The organism is Brevirhabdus sp. (assembly GCF_052826345.1).
The window spans coordinates 1-18,414 of record NZ_JBRBUA010000090.1; the positions used below are offsets into that span (position 1 = coordinate 1).

Here is an 18,414-nt window from a genome sequence, read left to right on the forward strand (position 1 = left end):
GAGGGCTCTTTCGCCGGCGGGATGGATCTCAACATCATCGCCCGGATGAAGGAAAGCGCGGGCGACAACCCGGCGCAGGGGCTGATGGATGGGCTGATGCAATGCCACAACATCCTGCGCAAGATCGAACGCGCCGGCATGGACCCCAAGACCAACAAGGGCGGCAAGCCCATCGCCGCCGCCCTGCCCGGCACCGCACTTGGCATCGGGCTGGAAATTCCGCTGGCCTGCCACCGCATCTTTGCCGCCGACAACCCCAAGGCAAAGATCGGCCTGCCCGAGATCAAGGTCGGCATCTTCCCCGGCGCGGGCGGCACCACCCGCCTGTCGCGCAAGCTGGGCGCGATGGCCGCCGCGCCCTTCCTGCTGGAAGGCAAGATGGTCGATCCCGGCAAGGCCCGCGCCGCCGGTCTGATCGACGAGGTCGTGGCCGACCCGCTTGCCGCCGCGCGCGACTGGGTGTTGCAGGCCAAGGATGCCGATCTGCTCAAGCCGTGGGACGCCAAGGGCTACAAGATGCCCGGCGGCGCACCCTATCACCCGGCGGGATTCATGACCTTCGTCGGTGCCTCGGCGATGGTGATGGGCCAGACGATGGGCGTCTACCCGGCCGCCAAGGCGCTGCTGTCGGCGGTCTATGAGGGGGCGATGGTGCCCTTCGACACCGCGCTCAAGATCGAGGCGCGCTGGTTCACCAACGTGCTGATGAACCCCTCGTCCTCGGCGATGATCCGGTCGCTTTTCATCAACAAGGAAGCGCTGGAAAAAGGCGCGAACCGGCCCGACGCGCCCGACCAGAAGGTCGCGAAGGTCGGCATTCTGGGGGCCGGCATGATGGGCGCGGGCATCGCCTATGTCAGCGCCAACGCGGGCATCGAGGTGGTGCTGGTCGACCAGAAGCAGGAGGCCGCCGACAAGGGCAAGGCCTATTCCGAAGGGCTGCTCGACAAGGGGATCGCGCGCAAGAAGGTCACGCCCGAGAAAAAGGCGCAGGTGCTGGGCCGCATCACCGCCACCACCGATTACGAGGCGCTCAAGGGGTGCGACCTGATCGTCGAGGCGGTGTTCGAGGACCCGAAGATCAAGGCCGAGGTCACGCAAAAGGTCGAGGCGGTGATCGGCGAGGATTGCATCTTTGCCACCAACACCTCCACCCTGCCGATCAGCGATCTGGCCCGCGCCAGCAAGCGGCCCGCCCAGTTCATCGGCATCCATTTCTTCAGCCCCGTCGACAAGATGCTGCTGGTGGAGATCATCAAGGGCCGCGAAACCGGCGACCGCGCGGTGGCCAAGGCACTGGATTTCGTGCGCCAGATCCGCAAGACGCCGATCGTGGTCAACGACGCGCGGTTCTTCTACGCCAACCGCTGCATCATTCCCTACATCAACGAGGGCATGCGCATGGTGGCCGAGGGCGTGGCCCCCGCGCTTGTCGAAAACGCCGCCAAGCTGGTCGGGATGCCGCTGGGCCCGCTGCAACTGGTCGACGAGACCTCGATCGACCTGGGCGCCAAGATCGCCCGCGCCACCAAGGCCGCGATGGGCGAGGCCTATGCCGATGCCGCCGTGGACGAGGTGATCTTCTGGATGGAGGGCGAGGGCCGTCTGGGCCGCAAGGCAAACGCGGGCTTCTACGCCTACGACGACAAGGGCAAGCGCAGCGGCCTGTGGGAGGGTCTGGCAGGGCGCTACTCGGTCGAACCCGACCAGCCCGACCTGGCCACCGTGCAGCACCGCCTGCTGATGGCCCAGGTGCTGGAGGCCGTGCGCGCGCTGGAGGAAGGCGTGCTGGAGGACATCCGCGAGGGCGACGTGGGCGCCATCCTGGGCTGGGGCTTCGCGCCCTGGTCGGGCGGGCCGTTCAGCTGGCTCGGCATCATCGGCGCGGCCCGCGCGGTGGAAATCTGCGACGGGCTGCAGGCCGGGCACGGCGACCGGTTCAAGGCGCCCGACCTGCTGCGCGAGATGGCGCAGGCCGGGCAGACCTTCTACGGCCGCTTCGGCGCTCAGGCAAAGGCTGCCTGAGGCTCGTCATCCGTCACCGCGGGGCAGTTGAAGGATTGCTGCCCCGCGCGCGTCATCGCATAGAGCAACCGGCGCGCCTGCTGTTCGGTCAGGATCGGATAGGCGGCCTGCGGATTGCCCTGGTGGGCATTGCCGTCCGCGTTCAGCAGATCGTCGAGCGTGACGATACCGCATTCCCCGCCCTGCTGCGGGCAGAGGATCGTGGCGCCGCCTTCGGCCAGCAGCACCTGATCGTGCTCCAGCGCGATCTCGACCACGCCGATGCATTGGCGCGGGACCACGCGGGCGATGCCGAAAAAGCCGTCGAGCTGCGCGGCCGGGATGACCACCGAGAAACTGCCGAAGAGGGACATGGCGGTTTCTTCTTCTATCAGGACATACTGGCCGGGCATCAACAGGCTGGAGCGCGCCCCGCCAAAGGCGCGGGCGGGCACCGAAAGCGGCCACAGCGGCACGGGGCAGTCGCAGGCGGTCGGCCAGAGCTTGCTGTGACGCACTTCCTTGACCGGCTGCCAGCCGTCATCCACGGTCATCACCAGATCACCCTCTTTCAGGGTTCCCGCCTCGCGGTAGCCGAACGGCGTGGCGATTCTGGCGTCCGCCGCGAACCCGCCGGCGTAGCCGACGCCAAGCTCCTCGGCCTCGGCCTCCTCCCGGAAATCCTTTGCGGCTTCTCCGACGAACATTCGCGTAAGCTGCATGAGCATGGTCTTGACCCTTCCTAGACTTGCGGCACCCTCTCGCCCCAGAATCAGTTCAGTCCGGCGCCAAGACCCTCTGATGACGCGAATTTGGCGCAAATCTGGCTTTGTCTCCGATATCGGGGCAATCCCGCGGTTACCGGATGGATCGTATTACTATCGCCATGATTGCAAAACCGGATCTGCCAAATACTGCAAAACCTGCTGTCCAGACTTGCGGATCGAAACGGATCGGACCTGCCTGCCCCGACCGTCACGCGGCAAAGGATGCGCGCCCGGCACGATCGCGACGGCGGCCAGACCACCGCACCGCGCGGCGCGCATGCGCGGCGGCGCAACGGGCCTGTGGCCACCCGGCGCGGGCCGATCGCGCCGCCTGCCGCCGCTCGCCGCCGCTCGCCGTCGGACACCGTCGGACACCGTCGGACGTCGCCGCCGCCCCTCGTCCGTTCCGAAACGCATGAGCTTTCAAGATCTTCTCCGCGCGGTCCGACGCGGTCTGCGACGCCGCGAATAGCGTCCGATACGGGGCTGCCCGCCACGCGGACCGTTGTGACCGCCCCGGCCCGCGTCTATAGTCGCCGCAAACGACACTTCCCGATCAACAAGACAGAGCATCCCCGCCGCAATGACGGCCCTGACCGAATACGAACGACTGGAATCCCCGGGTATCTGGCGCAGCAGCCCCGAGGCGCAGCGTCGCGATGTGACCGTCTCGGTGGGCAATGCAACGCTGGTGCTGTCGGATCAGGCGGACCGCGCGCTGGCGCATTGGTCGCTGCCCGCGGTCGAACGGATCAACCCCGGCAAGATGCCCGCGCTGTTCAGCCCCGATCCCCAGGCCGACGAAACGCTCGAGATCGACGAGCCCATGATGATCGCGGCCATCGAGAAGGTCCGAACCGTCATCCGCAAGCGCAGGCCGCGGCAGGGGCGTCTGCGCACCGTGGGCTTTGCGGTCAGTGTCACGGCGATGCTGGCCTTCGGCTTTCTGGTGCTGCCGGGCGTCGTGCTGGAACACACCGCGAATGTGGTGCCGCTGGTCAAGCGTCAGGAAATCGGCCGGTCGCTGCTTGGCCGGATCTCGGCGCTGACGGGCGGCGAATGCCGCACCACGACCGGCGCGCAGGCGCTGTCGCGCCTCGCCGCCCGGCTGTCCAGCGGCGAGGCGCGCGAAACGCCCCGCACCCTGATGGTGATGCGCGGCTCGGTCCCCGGCGCGCTGCACCTGCCCGGCGGGCTGATCCTGCTGGATCGCAGCCTGGTCGAGGACTACGACGATCCCGAGGTGGCGGCAGGCTACGTCCTGAGGGAAATGCTGAAATCCGAACGGCGCGACCCGCTGGTGGAGATGCTGCGCAGCACCGGGCTGGTGACCACGCTGCGCCTGCTGACCACCGGACAGGTCAGCGACGACACGCTGCAAGCCTACGCGCAGGAACTGTTGACGCAGCCGTCCGCCCCGGTGCCCGATTTCCCGCTGCTGGCGGCCTTCGGCAAGGCGGGCGTGGCCTCCACCCCGTTTGCCTATGCGCTGGACGTCACCGGCGAAACCACCCTGCCGCTGATCGAAGCGGACCCGATGCAGGACAAATCCGCAAAACCGCTGCTGGGCGATTCGGACTGGGTCCGCCTGCAGGACATATGCGCATCCTAGGCCGAGATCGCGGGCAGATGTCGGCGCTCAAGTGAAAGGGCCGGACCGTGGCACCCGAAACGACGACGGCCCGGGCACATTGCGCGCGCCGGGCCGTCGTCGTTTCGCAAAAGGCCGTTCAAACAGGCGCGCTCAGCGCAGCCGGGCGTAGCTGTATCCCGCCAGCTTGACCCTGCGCAGCGCCTGACCGGCGGCAGCGGCGCTGGCAAAGGGGCCGGTACTGATGACGGTGATCTTGCGCCCGTCGCGCGTCGTCTCGCCCAGGCGCACCGACAATCCCATTCCCTGAAGCCGCCGCACGGTCTGCCGGACGACCGGCTTGCCTGCGAAAAGGCCCACGTGAACCATCGGCGCGATCTGCGCCGCGGCCTGTGATTTGGTCGATGCCCGCGTGTTGGCGGCCCTGGCACGGGTCTTCTGGACGGCCCCTTTGCTGGACCCGCGGGTCACGACCTGCGGCGCGCTGCGCACGGTAACACCACCGACAGGGGCGCCCCGTGCCAGCAGGCTGCGTTTCTGCTCGGCATAATCGGTATAGGGGTATTCGAGATACCCGTAGAGCGTTGTGACATCGCGGCCGGTGCGCGCATCCAGCAGACGGCGCGGCACAGTGCGGGTCCACACCAGGCTGGTCTCCACCGCGCCGCTCAGCTTGCCGACACCCCGTTTGGGGTTCAGCCGCCCGTCTTTCCAGGCACCGCGATAGCCGCTCGGCATGGTGACGGGGCGCGGCGCCATGATCTTGAGGTTGGACGAAGGCGCGCGGTTCACGCCCCCCCCGCTTCCCAGAACGCGCGAGGCGTCGGCGGGATGCGTGGGCTGCGGGCCGCAGCGCACCGGATAGCCCGATCCGCTGTTGACGTATTGATCCGATCCCCGGCCGTAGTTGCACGCGGGCTTGCCTGCCGGGGCCTGCGGCGCCACCCGGCGAACGCCGGGCGCGGGCGCGGGCGCGACCACCGTGGGCGCCGGCTGCGGGACGACCACCGCGGGCGCGGGCTGGCGCACGATGACCCGCGGTGCGGGTTTGCGCGCGGGTTGAGGTGCCGGCGCGGGGCGCGGCGCGGGTGCCGGGCGCGCGACGGCTGCGGGCGCCGGACGGTCGCGCGTTCCCGCCGGATCGACCTTTTCGGACCCGGCCACATTGGTGGGCTTTGCGCCGCACAGCACCTTGCGTCCGCGCGATACGCGCGGCACCCAGGTCACATTGCCGCCAAAGCCCGAGCGCACGAAGATGCACCCGCGGCTGTCGACGAATTGCTTGCCCTTGTAGCTTGCAGGCGGCCGTTCGGCCGGTCCGCCGACCTTCTGCATCGACTGGGCATGAACCGGAGCGGTTCCCAGAATTGCCAGAAGCGATGCCGCCAGGGCGATATTGAACTTTTTCATGCCTAACCCCCATCAGACCCGCGAATCATGCGGGATTACCTGTCACAAGTAAACCCACCATGGCTTATTTTGTGCCGAACATCCGGTCGCCCGCATCTCCTAGCCCCGGAACAATATATCCGCTGTCGTTGAGATATTTATCCACAGATGCTGTGACGATGGTGACATCCGGGTGGGCTTCCTTCATGCGCGCGATCCCTTCGGGGGCAGCCAGCAGGCACAGGAACCGGATATTTGTGGCGCCTGCCTGTTTCAGCCGGTCTATCGCCGCGACCGAGGAATTGCCGGTGGCCAGCATCGGATCGACCGCGATCACCAGGCGGGATTCGAGCTCTGTCGGGCATTTGAAGTAATATTCGACGGGTTGCAGCGTCTGCTCGTCGCGGTACATGCCCACGAACCCCACCCGGGCCGAGGGAATGAGCTCCAGCATCCCGTCCAGCAGGCCGTTGCCCGCCCGCAGGATCGACACCAGCGCCAGCTTGCGCCCGTCCAGAACCGGCGCGTCCATCGGCTCGATCGGGGTTTCGATGCGCCGGGTGGTCATGTTCAGATCGCGCGTGATCTCATAGGCCAGCAGCTGCGATATCTCGCGCAGCAACTGACGAAACACCGCGGTGGGCGTGTCGCGATCGCGCATCAACGTCAGCTTGTGCTGCACCAGCGGGTGGGTCACCACTGTCAGGTGGTCGGGCACCCCCGAGGCGGCCTGTCCCCCGGCGGGCGTATCCGATGCGTTGTTGCTCATGCCTTGGGCTCCAGCTTCTTGGCGATTTTTTCCTTGGTCGCGGCGTCGCAGAACGCGGCCTCCAGCGCGATGCGGTTCAAATCCCCGAACCGCGCCTCGTCCCAACCGAACGCATCGGCCAGTCGGTCGTATTCATGGGCCATGGAGGTGTGAAAGAACGGCGGATCGTCGGTGGAGACCGTCACCTTGACTCCGGCCGCGCGCAGCGTCTCGATCGGATGCGCGCGCCAGTCGGCATAAAGGCCCAGCGCCAGGTTCGAGCCCGGGCAGACCTCCAGCACCACGCCGTCCCCGGCCAGCCGCTCCATCAGGGCGCGATCCTCGCAGGCGCGCACGCCGTGACCGATACGCTCCACCCGCAGCGCGTCGAGCGATTCCCGCACCGAGTCGGGACCGCCCCATTCGCCGGCATGGGTGGTCAGGCGCAGGCCCGCCTCCCTTGCCATGTCGAAGCTGTAGGCGAAATCGCCCGCGCGCCCCTGCCCCTCGTCGCCGCCCATGCCGAAGCCCACCAGCCAGTCGTCCGCCGTCTCGGCCGCGCATCGCGCGGTGCGCCGGGCCTGTTCGGGGCCGAAATGGCGGATGCAGGTGACGATGCCGCGCAGGGTGATGCCAAATCCGCGCTCGGCCTCCTCGGCGGCCTCTCTTATGGCGGCGAGGTATTCACGCCACGCGCCCAGATCGCCGCCGCCGCAGAAATCGGGCGACAGGAAGGTTTCCGAATAGACCACGCCGTTCGCGGCGCTTTCCTCCAGCACGGCAAGCGTCAGACGATAGAAATCGCGCGGGCTTTGCAACGTGGTGCAGGCGGCCTCGTAGACGCGCAGGAAATCGACGAAATCGCGGTAGGCATAGCGCCCCCGCTCATCGAAGATGCCGCTGATATCGAGCTTTTTCTCCTTGGCGAGGCCGCGGATGAAGGCAGGCGGTGCCGCGCCTTCGTGGTGCAGGTGCAGTTCCACCTTGGGCAGCGATGCGACGCTCATAGAAAAGTCCTTCCCGGTCCCTGTGACGCAATGCCCAGATGATCGGCCACGCTGGCCGCCACATCGGCAAAGCCGCGCAGGCCGATCTGGCGCACACCCAGCCCGGATGCAACCACCGGAACGCGTTCGCGGGTGTGATCGGTGCCCCGCCAGGTCGGATCGTTGCCGTGATCGGCGGTGAAGAGGATCAGATCGCCCGGCCGTGCGGCGGCCAGCACGTCCGGCACGCGGGCGTCGAAGCGTTCCAGCGCGCGGGCGTATCCCGCCACATCGCGGCGGTGCCCCCAGAGGCTGTCGAATTCCACGAAATTGGCAAAGGTCAGCGACCCCTCGGGCGCATCGCCGACCTGCTGCACCAGATGATCGAAAAGCGCGGCGTCATCCGCGCCCTTCAGTACCCGGTCGATGCCGCGCCCCGAGAAGATGTCGCCGATCTTGCCGATCGCGATGGTGGCGCGGCCCGCGTCGCGCGCCCAGTCCAGCAGCGTGGGACTGGGCGGGGCGATCGCGAAATCGCGGCGGTTGGGCGTGCGCGTGAACCCGGTCCCGGCACTGCCGACGAAGGGGCGCGCGATCACCCGGCCCACGCGCATCGCGTGCAGATCGGGCGCGAGCGCGGCACAGAGGTCCAGCAGCCGCTGCAAGCCGAAACGCTCCTCATGCGCGGCGATCTGCAACACACTGTCGGCAGAGGTATAGCAGATGGGCCAGCCGTCTTGCATATGCGCCGGACCGTCCTGGTCAATCACCGCGGTGCCGGGGGCATGGCGGTTGCCGTGAATGCCCCCGGTCCCGGCAAGCCGACAGATCCGCGCGGTCAGCTCGGGCGGAAAGGCGGGCTGCGTCTCGGGGAAATAGTGCCACTCCCACGGGACCGGCACGCCCGCCAGCTCCCAATGACCCGATGGGGTGTCCTTGCCGCGCGACAGCTCCTCCGCGGCGCCCCACAACCCCCGGGGCTGGGCGCCGAAGCCCTCCATCCCGGCGCCCGAGGCCAAGCGGGCCGCGGCGCCCAGCCCCAGCAGATCCAGATTGGGCATGTGCAGCGGTCCGCTTCGCCCCTGATCGGCGCGGCCCGCGGCGCAGGCCTCGGCGATATGGCCCAGCGTGTCGGACCCGGCATCGCCGAAATCCGCGGCGTCGCGCGCCCCGCCGATCCCCACCGAATCCAGCACGATCAGAAAGGCGCGGGTCACGGCGTGATCCTTTCCAGAACCAGATCGGGCGGTGCGGCGGGGGCCTGCGACAGGGTGACGGCCGCCAGCAGCGCGCGGCGCGCGGCCTCCAGGTCCGCGCGGCTGGCCGCGTGGATGGTCGCCAGCGGTGCGCCCCTGGCAATGCTCTCGCCCAATGACACGACGCGGCTCAGCCCGACGGCGGGGTCGATCGCGTCGGCCTCGGTCCGGCGCCCGCCGCCCAGCGCGACCACCGCGCGGCCCAGCGCCTGACCGTCAAGCGCCGTCACGATGCCGTCGTGCGGCGCGGCGACATCCTCCTCCAGCGGTGCGCGCGGCAGGTAACCGGCCCAGCGGTCCGCAAAATCGGCCGGGCCGCCCAGCGCGTGAATCATCCGGCCGAAGATCTCCGCCGCGCGTCCGCCGGACAGCGCCCCGGCGATCATCGCGCGCCCCGCCGCCACATCGGGCGCGGCGCCCGCCAGGTCCAGCAGCTCGCCGCCCAATTCCACGCTCAGCCGGTAAAGCCGACAGGCCGCCGCATCGGGCGCGGCGCCCGTCAGGCAGCGCATCGCGGCCCCGACCTCCAGCGCGTTGCCCAGCACGGGGGCCAGCGGCTGGCTCATGTCGGTCATCAGCGCCCGACAGACGCATCCCGCCTGATCCGCCGCGCCGACCAGCGCCCGCCCCAGCGCGCGGGCATCGTCGGGACGGGTCATGAAGGCCCCTGCCCCGGTCTTGATGTCGAGGATCAGCGCATCCGTCCCCGCGGCCAGCTTCTTCGACAGGATCGACGCGGTGATCAGATCGATGCTGTCGACGGTGTCGGTCACATCGCGCACCCGGTAAAGCCTGCGGTCGGCGGGCGCGATGTCGGCGCTGGCGCCCACGATGGCGCAGCCCACCTCGGCCACGATGGCGCGCAGCCGGTCCAGCGGCACATCGGTCGACACACCCGCAATGGCCTCGAGCTTGTCCAGCGTGCCGCCGGTATGACCCAGCCCCCGCCCCGAGATCATCGGCACGTAAACTCCGCAGGCCGCCAGCGCCGGCGCAAGCACCAGCGACGTGCAATCGCCCACGCCGCCGGTCGAATGCTTGTCGACCACCGGGCCGGGCAGATCCCAGCGCAGCACCTGCCCGCTGTCGCGCATCGCCGCCGTCAGCGCGGCTCGCGCAGTCGCGGCACCCGCTTTCCCGCCTGCTTTCCCGCCTGGCGCCGGTCCGGCCAAGCCGTTCAGGCAGACGGCCATCGCAAAGGCGCCGGCCTGGGCGTCGGACACGGAGCCGTCGGCAAGCCCGCGACAGAACCACCCCAGCGCCTGTGCGTCGAGCGGCTGGCCCCGCCGCGCACGCGCGATGATGCCGCGTGCATCCATCAATCGCCGTCCCCGGCAGCTGCGGCGGCCCGGTCGGGCAGGGTCCGCCTGTCGGCATCGGTGTCCGCCCAGTCCATGTGATCGGCGGAAAACCGGCCCGGCAGCAGCTCAGCCACGGTCATCACAATGCGCGCGCCGTCGAGGTTGGCCATGGTGACGGTGACCTCGGGTCCGGCGAATTCCGCAAGCTTCTGGCGGCAGCCCCCGCAGGGCGGCACGGGCGCGGGGCTGTCGGCCACGACCAGCACCTCGGAAATCTCGCGACAGCCGGCCGCGCACATCGCGGCGATCGCGCCCGCTTCGGCGCAGGTGCCCTCCGGGTAGGCCACATTCTCGACGTTGCAGCCGGTAAAGACCGAGCCGTCGGCGCAACGCACCGCCGCGCCCACGCGAAACCCTGAATAGGGCACATAAGCGTTCTGGCGGACGTCGCTCGCGGCTTTGAAAAGGTTCATCGCACCCCCTTGCATCCAATGCCCGGCCCCGCGGAAAGACGCGCGGGCATGGCGGAAACCGACCTGGCCCGAGATTGGTCCGACGCGGCCACGGATGCAAGCGAAGACCGAGACGCGCCGCGTCGGCGGGCCGGTCGCGCCCGCAATCCGCGGCCTGAGGTTCCGGGGCCTGATGTCTGGCCCCGACATCTGAGGCCCCGATGTCTGGGCCGTTCTCCGATCCCGGCATCCGAACCCGCCATACATGCGGCAAATCATAATTTCTCCGATGCCCCGCGCGGCCATTGCCTCCGATAAAGTTTAATATTAAACCATCTCCGAGACAGGCGATGGCAGCAGCCTGTGGCATTGGCCTGTGGCATCGGGGAGAATCGAGCGTGACGGACAACAGAGATCAGCAGCATCGCAAGGCCGCGCTGGACTATCACGAGTTTCCCCGCCCCGGCAAACTGGAAATCCGCGCGACCAAGCCGCTGGCCAACGGTCGCGATCTGGCGCGCGCCTATTCCCCCGGCGTGGCCGAGGCCTGCGTGGAAATCCGCGACGAGGGGGAAAACGCCCGCCGCTTTACCGGGCGGGGGAACCTTGTGGGCGTCGTGACCAACGGCACCGCGGTTCTGGGCCTGGGCAACATCGGCGCGCTGGCCTCCAAGCCGGTGATGGAGGGCAAGGCGGTCCTGTTCAAGAAATTCGCCAACATCGACTGCTTCGACATCGAGCTGAACGAAAGCGACCCGGTGAAGCTGGCGGAAATCGTCTGCGCGCTGGAACCCACCTTCGGCGCGATCAACCTCGAGGACATCAAGGCCCCGGACTGCTTCATCGTGGAAAAGATATGCCGGGAACGTATGGGCATCCCGGTGTTCCACGACGACCAACACGGCACCGCCATCGTGGTCGGCGCGGCCGCGATGAACGCGCTGCGGGTCGCGGGCAAGCGGTTCGAGGATATAAAGATCGTCTCCACCGGGGGCGGCGCGGCGGGCATCGCCTGCCTGAACATGCTGCTCAAGCTGGGCGTGCGGCGCGAGAACGTGTGGCTGTGCGACATCGCCGGGCTCGTCTATGAGGGCCGCACCGAGGAAATGACCCCCCAGAAGGCCGAATTCGCGCAGCCGAGCGACAAGCGCACCCTGGCCGAGGCGATCGAGGGTGCGGACATGTTCCTCGGCCTGTCCGGGCCCGGTGTGCTGACCCCCGAGATGGTCGGGCGCATGACATCGCAGCCGATCATATTCGCCCTGGCCAACCCGATCCCCGAGATCATGCCCGATCTGGCGCGCGAGGTCGCGCCGGATGCCATCATCGCGACGGGACGGTCGGATTACCCCAACCAGGTCAACAACGTGCTGTGCTTTCCCTTCATCTTCCGGGGGGCACTCGACGCGGGCGCGACGGAAATCAACGACGCGATGAAGATCGGCTGCATCGAGGGGATCGCGGCGCTGGCCCGTGCCACCACCAGCGCCGAGGCCGCCGCCGCCTATCAGGGCGAGCCGATGACCTTTGGCCGCGACTACCTGATCCCCAAGCCCTTCGACCCGCGCCTGATCGGCGTCGTGGCCAGCGCCGTGGCGCGGGCCGCGATGGAGTCGGGCGTGGCGCGCCAGCCGATCGCGGATCTGGAAGGCTACAAGGACAAGCTCGACAACTCGGTCTTCAAATCCGCCCTGCTGATGCGCCCCGTCTTCGAGGCCGCCGCCACCGTGACCCGCCGCATCGTCTTTACCGAGGGCGAGGACGAGCGCGTGCTGCGTGCGGCCAACGCGATGGTGGAGGAAACCACCGACGTGCCGATCCTCATCGGCCGGCCCGAGGTGATCGAGGCGCGCTGCGAACGCGCGGGCCTGGCGATCCGGCCCGGGCGCGATTTCGAGCTGGTGAACCCCGAAAACGATCCGCGCTATCGCGATTACTGGCAGACCTATCACCAGCAGATGGCGCGCAAGGGCGTCACACCCGATCTGGCCAAGGCGATCATGCGCACCAACACCACCGCCATCGGCGCGGTGATGGTGCACCGCGGAGAGGCCGACAGCGTGATCTGCGGCACCTTCGGCCAGTATCTGTGGCATCTGAACTATATCCAGCAGGTGCTGGGCACCGACACGCTGCACCCGGTCGGCGCGCTGTCGCTGATGATCCTGGAAGACGGGCCGCTTTTCGTGGCCGACACCCATGTGCACCCCGAGCCCAGCCCCGCGCAGATCGCGGAAACCGCCATCGGCGCCGCGCGGCACGTGCGCCGCTTCGGGCTGCAACCCAAGGTCGCGCTCTGCTCGCATTCGCAGTTCGGCAACCTCGACTGCGACAGCGGGCGGCGGATGCGCGCGGCAATCGACATTCTGGACAGCGCGCCGCGCGATTTCGTCTATGAGGGCGAAATGCATGCCGACGCGGCCCTCGACGAGGAGCTGCGCGACCGCATCTACCCCAATTCCCGGCTGAGCGGCGCGGCCAACGTGCTGATCTTCGCCAACAGCGATGCGGCCTCGGGGGTGCGCAACATCCTGAAGATGAAGGGCGGCGGGCTGGAGGTCGGACCGATCCTGATGGGCATGGGCAACCGCGCGCATATCGTGACCTCCGCGATCACCGCGCGCGGGCTGCTGAACATGTCGGCCATCGCGGGCACGCCCGTGGCGCATTACGGCTGATCCCGGTCGCGTCGAGAGCGCCGCCCGCGGGCGGCGCAGCCTTCGGCGAGGATATTTTCACGACAATGAAGCAGCGCCGGGTGAAGCGGTGCCGGGCGTCGCCTTTCCGCTTGCCCTCTGCCCCCCGCGCCCACAAGATCGCCGCGATTTTGGGGGAGGAGCAGAGCATGGGCTACGCAGAGGTCTACGAAAACTGGCAGCGCGATCCGGAGGCCTATTGGATGAAGGCCGCCGAGGCCATCGACTGGGTCAAGCCACCGTCCAAGGCGCTGTTCGATGAAAACGCGCCGATCTACGAATGGTATTCCGACGCGCTGGTGAACACCTGCTGGAATGCGCTGGACCGCCATGTCGAGGCCGGGCACGGCGCGCAGACCGCGATCATTCACGACAGTCCGATCACCGGCACCGTCAGCAAATTGAGCTTTGCCGAGATGCAAACGCGCGTGGCACGGCTGGCGGGCGCGTTGCAGCGGCAGGGCGTGGAGGTGGGCGACCGGGTCATCATCTACATGCCCATGGTGCCCGAAGCCGTCATCGCCATGCTGGCCTGCGCGCGGATCGGGGCCATCCATTCGGTGGTCTTCGGCGGGTTCGCGGCGAATGAGCTTGCCACCCGGATCGACGACGCCACCCCCAAGGCGGTCATCGCCGCATCCTGCGGGCTGGAACCGGGGCGGGTGATCGACTACAAACCGCTGATCGACGGCGCGATCGAGCTGGCGGCGCATAAGCCCGCGTTCTGCGTCATCTTCCAACGCGCCGAAAAGCCCGCCGATCTGGTCGCGGGGCGCGATCACGAATGGGAGGCGTTCCAGAAGGATGCGCCGCTGTCGGACTGTGTGCCCGTGGCGGGCAACCACCCGGTCTATATCCTTTACACATCCGGCACGACGGGCCAGCCCAAGGGCGTGATCCGCCCCACCGCGGGGCATCTGGTGGCGCTGAACTGGACGATGAAGACCGTCTATGACATGGACCCCGGCGATGTGTTCTGGGCCGCCTCGGATGTGGGCTGGGTCGTCGGCCACAGCTATATCTGCTACGGCCCCCTCATCCATCGCAACACCAGCATCCTGTTCGAGGGCAAGCCCGTGGGCACCCCCGACGCGGGCACCTTCTGGCGGGTGATCCAGGATCATGGCGTGAATGCACTGTTCACCGCGCCGACCGCGTTTCGCGCGATCAAACGCGAGGACCCGCGCGGCGAATTGGTCAGGGATTACGACCTGTCCAGCCTGCGCACGCTGTTTCTGGCCGGTGAACGCGCCGACCCCGACACCATCGAATGGGCGCAGGACGTGCTGGGCGTGCCGGTGATCGACCACTGGTGGCAGACCGAAACCGGATATGCCGTGGTCAGCAACCCGATGGGGATCGAGAAACTGCCGGTCAAGATCGGCTCGCCCTCTGTCGCGCTGCCGGGATATGACGTGCAGATCCTCGGCCCCGAGGGCGAGCCCATGCCCGCCGGAGAGCTGGGCGCCATCGCCATCAAGCTGCCCCTGCCCCCCGGCACCCTGCCCAATCTGTGGCAGGCCGAGGCGCGGTTCCGCAAAAGCTATCTGGAACGCTTTCCGGGGTATTACGAAACCGGCGACGCGGGCTACAAGGATGCGGACGGCTATCTCTACATCATGGCGCGCACCGACGACGTGATCAACGTGGCCGGGCACCGCCTGTCCACCGGCGCGATGGAAGAAGTGCTGGCCAGCCATCCGGAGGTCGCAGAATGCGCCGTGATCGGCGTGGCCGACCCGCTGAAGGGCCAGGTGCCGATGGGGTTCGTCTGCCTCAACAAGGGCAGCACCCATTCCCCGGCGCAGATCGCCGAAGACTGCGTGTCGCTGGTGCGGGCCCGGATCGGTCCCGTGGCCGCGTTCAAACTGGTCTGTGTGGTGGACCGGCTGCCCAAGACACGGTCGGGCAAGATCCTGCGCGCGACGATGGTCTGCATCGCCGAGGGCAAAGCGTTCAAGCTGCCCGCGACGATCGACGATCCGGCGATTCTGGACGAAATTACCGAGGCGCTGCGGCAACTGGGGTTCCCTCGTCCGGTAAGTTGACCCTACGTCATGCGTGTTTTGCATGAAAAAGCGCATTTTCAAAAACTCAAAACGTAGACGGGAGGGGGTGTGACAGGCTAGTTATCAGAGAGGTTCCGGTTCGCGTTTAGGAGGTATTGATGAAACGATCGGTCGTATTGGTCTCGACTGATCGCGCTCTTGCCGCCTCCTGCGAACAGGCGCTCGGGCAGGACGGCCTGAGCTTCGCCTCTCTGCCCACGGGCGCCGGCATGGCCGAGCGGATTACCGAGATCGCCCCGGCGGCAGTCTTGCTGGACCTGAACACCCTGCGCTTCGAAGCGCTGAGCCTGATGCGCAAACTGCGACTCAACGGCGTCAGCGCGCCGGTCATCGCGCTGATCCCCGATGATGCGGTCGATCGTGCCGTTATCTTGATGAAAGAAGGCGCCTACGATTACCTGATCGTCCCGTTTGAGCCCTACCGGCTGGAACGCATGGTCCTGACCGCGCTGGAGGCCGATGCGATCCGAACCCCGGGCGCGCAGGATGCCGCGAAAGGCCTCGATTTCACCGGCACCTCGCCCGCGATGCTGGCGGTCTATCACAAGATCCATTCGGTCAGCAGATCCATGGCGACCGTCTTCATCACCGGCGAAAGCGGCACGGGCAAGACCCGCTGCGCGCGCCAGATCCATCTGGCCTCCGCCCGCGCCGACAAGCCCTTTGTCGCGATCAACTGCGCGGCCGTCACCTCCGACACGCTGGCATCGGAGGTCTTCGGCCACGTCAAGGGCGCCTTTCCGGGCGCCGTGTCGGATCGCACCGGCACCGCCACCGCGGCGGATGGCGGTACGCTGTTTCTCAACAACCTGTCCGATCTGGACGGCAGCGCGCAGGCGCAGATGTTGCGGTTCCTCCAGGACGGGATCGTCCATCCGCTGGGCGCCGCCGAAAGCCACAAGGTCAACATCCGAGTGATCTGCGCCAGCAATACCGACCCGACGGAAGACCTGCGCCAGGGCACGCTTCGGCCCGATCTGTTCTATCTGCTGAACATCGTGCCCATCCACATCCCCCCGTTGCGCGATCGCAAGGAAGACGTGCCGGCGCTGGCCGAACGGTTTCTGGCGGACTGCAACCAGGATGAGAACAAGTCGTTTGAACGGATCGACCTGGAGGTCGAGGATCTGTTCCGCCGTTACGCCTGGCCCGGCAACGTGCGCGAGCTCAAGAACGTGCTGCGCCAGGTCTGCGTGCTTTACGATTTCCACACGGTGCGGCTCGACATGCTGCCCGACCGGCTGCGCGTCACGGACACCAGCCTCTGGCGCCGCCGGGCGGACGACGGCGATGGCGGCCCGTCGGGGATGATCGGCCGCACCCTGGCGGAAATCGAAAGCTGGGTGATCGAAGAAACCATCCGCCAATGCAACGGGTCCATCCCCAAGGCCGCGCGCATCCTTGCCGTCGCGCCCTCGACCATCTACCGCAAGCGCGGGCGCGGCTGACGACCGGGCGGTGCGCCGTCCTGTCCGCTCGCATCAGGCGGGTCAGGCGGGTCAGGCGGGTCAGGCGGGTCAGGCGGGTCAGGCGAATTGTTCGCGAATCAGCCGTTCCTCAAGACCGTGACCGGGATCGAACAGGATGCGATGCGCGACCGAGGGGTCGCTCTCGATCTCGACACTGACGACGTTGAGCACGGAGCGGCTGTCGGCATCCGCCATGACCGGCCTTTTTTCATGCTCCAGCACGTCGAAGCGCACCCGCGCGCGCTTGGGCAGCAAGGCCCCGCGCCACCGCCGCGGCCGGAACGCCGCCATCGCGGTCAGTGCCAGCACGTCAGAGCCGATGGGCAGGATCGGGCCGTGCGCGGAATAATTGTAGGCGGTCGATCCGGCCGGCGTGCTGACCAGCGCCCCGTCGCAGACCAGTTCCGACAACCGCTCGCGATCATCGACCGTTATCTTCAGCTTGGCCGCCTGCGGCCCCGCGCGCAGCAGGGAAACCTCGTTGATCGCCAGCGCATGATGCGCCTCGCCATCGCGGTCGACGGCACGCATCCGCAAGGGGTTCAGCACCTCTTCGGCGGCTTCGGCAAGACGCAGATCAAGATCTTCCTCGTTATATTCGTTCATCAGAAAGCCGATGGTGCCGCAGTTCATGCCATAGGTGGGCGCGGCCAGATGCTGCGTGGCGTGCAGGGTTTGCAGCATGAAGCCGTCGCCGCCCAGCGCCACGATCCCCTCCGCCTGCTCGACCGGAACGTTGCCGTAGCGCGCGCCGAGGCGCACGAGCGCGGCCTGCGCGACCGGCGTATCGCTCGCGAGAAAAGCGATCCCTGTTTTCATGTATCGGCTGCCCCTGTCGTCTTTTCCGGCGCGAGCATCCGCCGTGGCCGTCCGAAAGGCAACCCCGGGCGGCCCGCCCCTGATGGGCAGTCACCGCGCCATGAACCGGGCCGGGTCTGCGCCGTGTCCTGCCGCACCCGCACCGCATCCATGCTCCGCCCATGCTCCACCCATGTACCGCCCATGTACCGCGCGCGCCCGGCGTTGCGGCAGGCGGGGCGGCCCTGCCCTGGGCCCGCGGTTCGGCGCTGCGCATCACGCAAGGCTCCGCCCGGAGCCCGCTTGCGGACCGCCGGTCTCGTCGCCGCCCGGCGCGACGGTCACGGGCTGCCGCGCCTCCACCCCGCCCCGCCGCGTTTGAGGTTCGCTGCGCGCCACGACGGTTACGCCGTCCTGCCCCGGCAACCTGCTGGTGTGCTTTGGCCTGCCTCACCGAGGCACCTCCTGTTTCCGCCCGGTCGCCTCTGATCCGCTCAAGCGCGCCCGGTCGCTTCCCCCGGCCTGCGTCGCCCGGATCGAAACCTGGCGAGCCTGCGGCCACAACGCGACCGCCCCCGGCCGCCTGCGAGCCCCCCCGAAACGGGCCGCCCTCCGGGCCCCGCACCCCGCCCCCTGCCGCGATGTGCTGGCGGAGTGACGTTTTGCACGCTTCCGTCATGCAGCCCGATCGGTTAGACCGGCGCGCAACGGCCGCATGTCCTGCGCCAGACCCGTCAATCCGAATGGAGCCCCGTCATGAACGCCCCCCACCGCCTTGATGATTTCTTCACCGAAAGCCTGGAGTCCCGCGATCCCGAGATTTTCGGCGCGATCCGGTCCGAGCTGGGCCGCCAGCGCGACGAGATCGAGCTGATCGCCAGCGAAAAC

General features: G+C 67.9%; 12 protein-coding genes and 2 pseudogenes. 6 read left to right on the top strand and 8 right to left on the bottom strand.

Going from position 1 to position 18,414, the window contains the following annotated elements; genetic code table 11:
- Positions 1 to 2,025, top strand: a 2,025-nt coding sequence (locus ACU0BR_RS10555; protein WP_446156798.1) for a 3-hydroxyacyl-CoA dehydrogenase NAD-binding domain-containing protein, incomplete at its 5' end; no start/stop codon positions are given.
- Here ACU0BR_RS10555 and ACU0BR_RS10560 read toward each other — a convergent pair.
- A complete protein-coding gene (locus ACU0BR_RS10560; protein WP_446156799.1) occupies positions 2,007 to 2,732 on the bottom strand; it encodes a Hint domain-containing protein in 726 nt (241 codons plus the stop codon). The genes ACU0BR_RS10555 and ACU0BR_RS10560 overlap by 19 nt on opposite strands.
- A 622-nt stretch (positions 2,733 to 3,354) precedes the next feature.
- On the opposite strand from ACU0BR_RS10560, the gene ACU0BR_RS10565 reads away from it, so the two are divergent.
- On the top strand, positions 3,355 to 4,383 hold the full coding sequence (locus ACU0BR_RS10565; protein WP_446156800.1) for a hypothetical protein: 1,029 nt from the start codon (positions 3,355 to 3,357) through the stop codon (positions 4,381 to 4,383).
- Between the two features lie 132 nt (positions 4,384 to 4,515).
- Here the strand turns inward: ACU0BR_RS10565 and ACU0BR_RS10570 are convergent, their stop codons facing one another.
- The 6 genes and pseudogenes from ACU0BR_RS10570 to ACU0BR_RS10595 all read right to left on the bottom strand — a co-directional run.
- Positions 4,516 to 5,772, bottom strand: a complete 1,257-nt coding sequence (locus tag ACU0BR_RS10570) for an SPOR domain-containing protein (protein WP_446156801.1) — start codon at positions 5,770 to 5,772, stop codon at positions 4,516 to 4,518.
- A 64-nt stretch (positions 5,773 to 5,836) separates the two neighbouring features.
- Positions 5,837 to 6,469, bottom strand: a complete 633-nt coding sequence (upp, locus tag ACU0BR_RS10575) for a uracil phosphoribosyltransferase (RefSeq protein WP_446156809.1) — start codon at positions 6,467 to 6,469, stop codon at positions 5,837 to 5,839.
- Between the two features lie 47 nt (positions 6,470 to 6,516).
- On the bottom strand, positions 6,517 to 7,506 hold the full coding sequence (locus ACU0BR_RS10580) for an adenosine deaminase (RefSeq protein ID WP_446156802.1): 990 nt from the start codon (positions 7,504 to 7,506) through the stop codon (positions 6,517 to 6,519).
- Positions 7,503 to 8,702: a phosphopentomutase gene (locus ACU0BR_RS10585; protein ID WP_446156803.1), complete on the bottom strand. Its 1,200-nt coding sequence runs from the start codon at positions 8,700 to 8,702 to the stop codon at positions 7,503 to 7,505. The genes ACU0BR_RS10580 and ACU0BR_RS10585 overlap by 4 nt, the downstream gene beginning before the upstream one ends.
- Positions 8,699 to 10,060 (bottom strand): thymidine phosphorylase, encoded by a 1,362-nt coding sequence (locus tag ACU0BR_RS10590; protein ID WP_446156804.1) that lies wholly within the window; start codon positions 10,058 to 10,060, stop codon positions 8,699 to 8,701. Before ACU0BR_RS10590 ends, ACU0BR_RS10585 begins: the two co-directional genes overlap by 4 nt.
- A gap of 71 nt (positions 10,061 to 10,131) precedes the next feature.
- Positions 10,132 to 10,515 (bottom strand): annotated as a pseudogene (locus tag ACU0BR_RS10595) (cytidine deaminase); the annotation flags it as partial.
- Positions 10,516 to 10,892: 377 nt separating this feature from the next.
- On the opposite strand from ACU0BR_RS10595, the gene ACU0BR_RS10600 reads away from it, so the two are divergent.
- From ACU0BR_RS10600 to ACU0BR_RS10610, 3 genes are all read left to right on the top strand, one after another.
- Positions 10,893 to 13,172: an NADP-dependent malic enzyme gene (locus ACU0BR_RS10600; RefSeq protein ID WP_446156805.1), complete on the top strand. Its 2,280-nt coding sequence runs from the start codon at positions 10,893 to 10,895 to the stop codon at positions 13,170 to 13,172.
- Between the two features lie 167 nt (positions 13,173 to 13,339).
- Complete coding sequence (locus ACU0BR_RS10605) at positions 13,340 to 15,238, top strand: propionyl-CoA synthetase (RefSeq protein WP_446156806.1); 1,899 nt, start codon at positions 13,340 to 13,342, stop codon at positions 15,236 to 15,238.
- Positions 15,239 to 15,357: 119 nt separating this feature from the next.
- Entirely contained in the window at positions 15,358 to 16,707 is a 1,350-nt protein-coding gene (locus tag ACU0BR_RS10610) for a sigma-54-dependent transcriptional regulator (protein WP_446156807.1), read from the top strand.
- A 78-nt stretch (positions 16,708 to 16,785) separates the two neighbouring features.
- On the opposite strand, the gene ACU0BR_RS10615 is transcribed toward ACU0BR_RS10610, so the two are convergent.
- Positions 16,786 to 17,547, bottom strand: coding sequence for an NAD kinase (locus ACU0BR_RS10615; protein ID WP_446156808.1), 762 nt, complete (start codon positions 17,545 to 17,547; stop codon positions 16,786 to 16,788).
- A gap of 735 nt (positions 17,548 to 18,282) precedes the next feature.
- Between ACU0BR_RS10615 and glyA the strand changes: the two are divergent.
- Positions 18,283 to 18,414 (top strand): annotated as a pseudogene (gene glyA / locus ACU0BR_RS10620) (serine hydroxymethyltransferase); the annotation flags it as partial.

Bases quoted from the DNA above. Each gene is read 5' to 3' on its own strand.
- ACU0BR_RS10590 (WP_446156804.1), bottom strand. From the start codon at position 10,060: ATGGATGCACGCGGCATCATCGCGCGTGCGCGGCGGGGCCAGCCGCTC.
- ACU0BR_RS10605 (WP_446156806.1), top strand. From the start codon at position 13,340: ATGGGCTACGCAGAGGTCTACGAAAACTGGCAGCGCGATCCGGAGGCC.
- ACU0BR_RS10580 (WP_446156802.1), bottom strand. From the start codon at position 7,506: ATGAGCGTCGCATCGCTGCCCAAGGTGGAACTGCACCTGCACCACGAA.
- ACU0BR_RS10610 (WP_446156807.1), top strand. From the start codon at position 15,358: ATGAAACGATCGGTCGTATTGGTCTCGACTGATCGCGCTCTTGCCGCC.
- ACU0BR_RS10570 (WP_446156801.1), bottom strand. From the start codon at position 5,772: ATGAAAAAGTTCAATATCGCCCTGGCGGCATCGCTTCTGGCAATTCTG.
- ACU0BR_RS10565 (WP_446156800.1), top strand. From the start codon at position 3,355: ATGACGGCCCTGACCGAATACGAACGACTGGAATCCCCGGGTATCTGG.
- ACU0BR_RS10615 (WP_446156808.1), bottom strand. From the start codon at position 17,547: ATGAAAACAGGGATCGCTTTTCTCGCGAGCGATACGCCGGTCGCGCAG.
- ACU0BR_RS10560 (WP_446156799.1), bottom strand. From the start codon at position 2,732: ATGCTCATGCAGCTTACGCGAATGTTCGTCGGAGAAGCCGCAAAGGAT.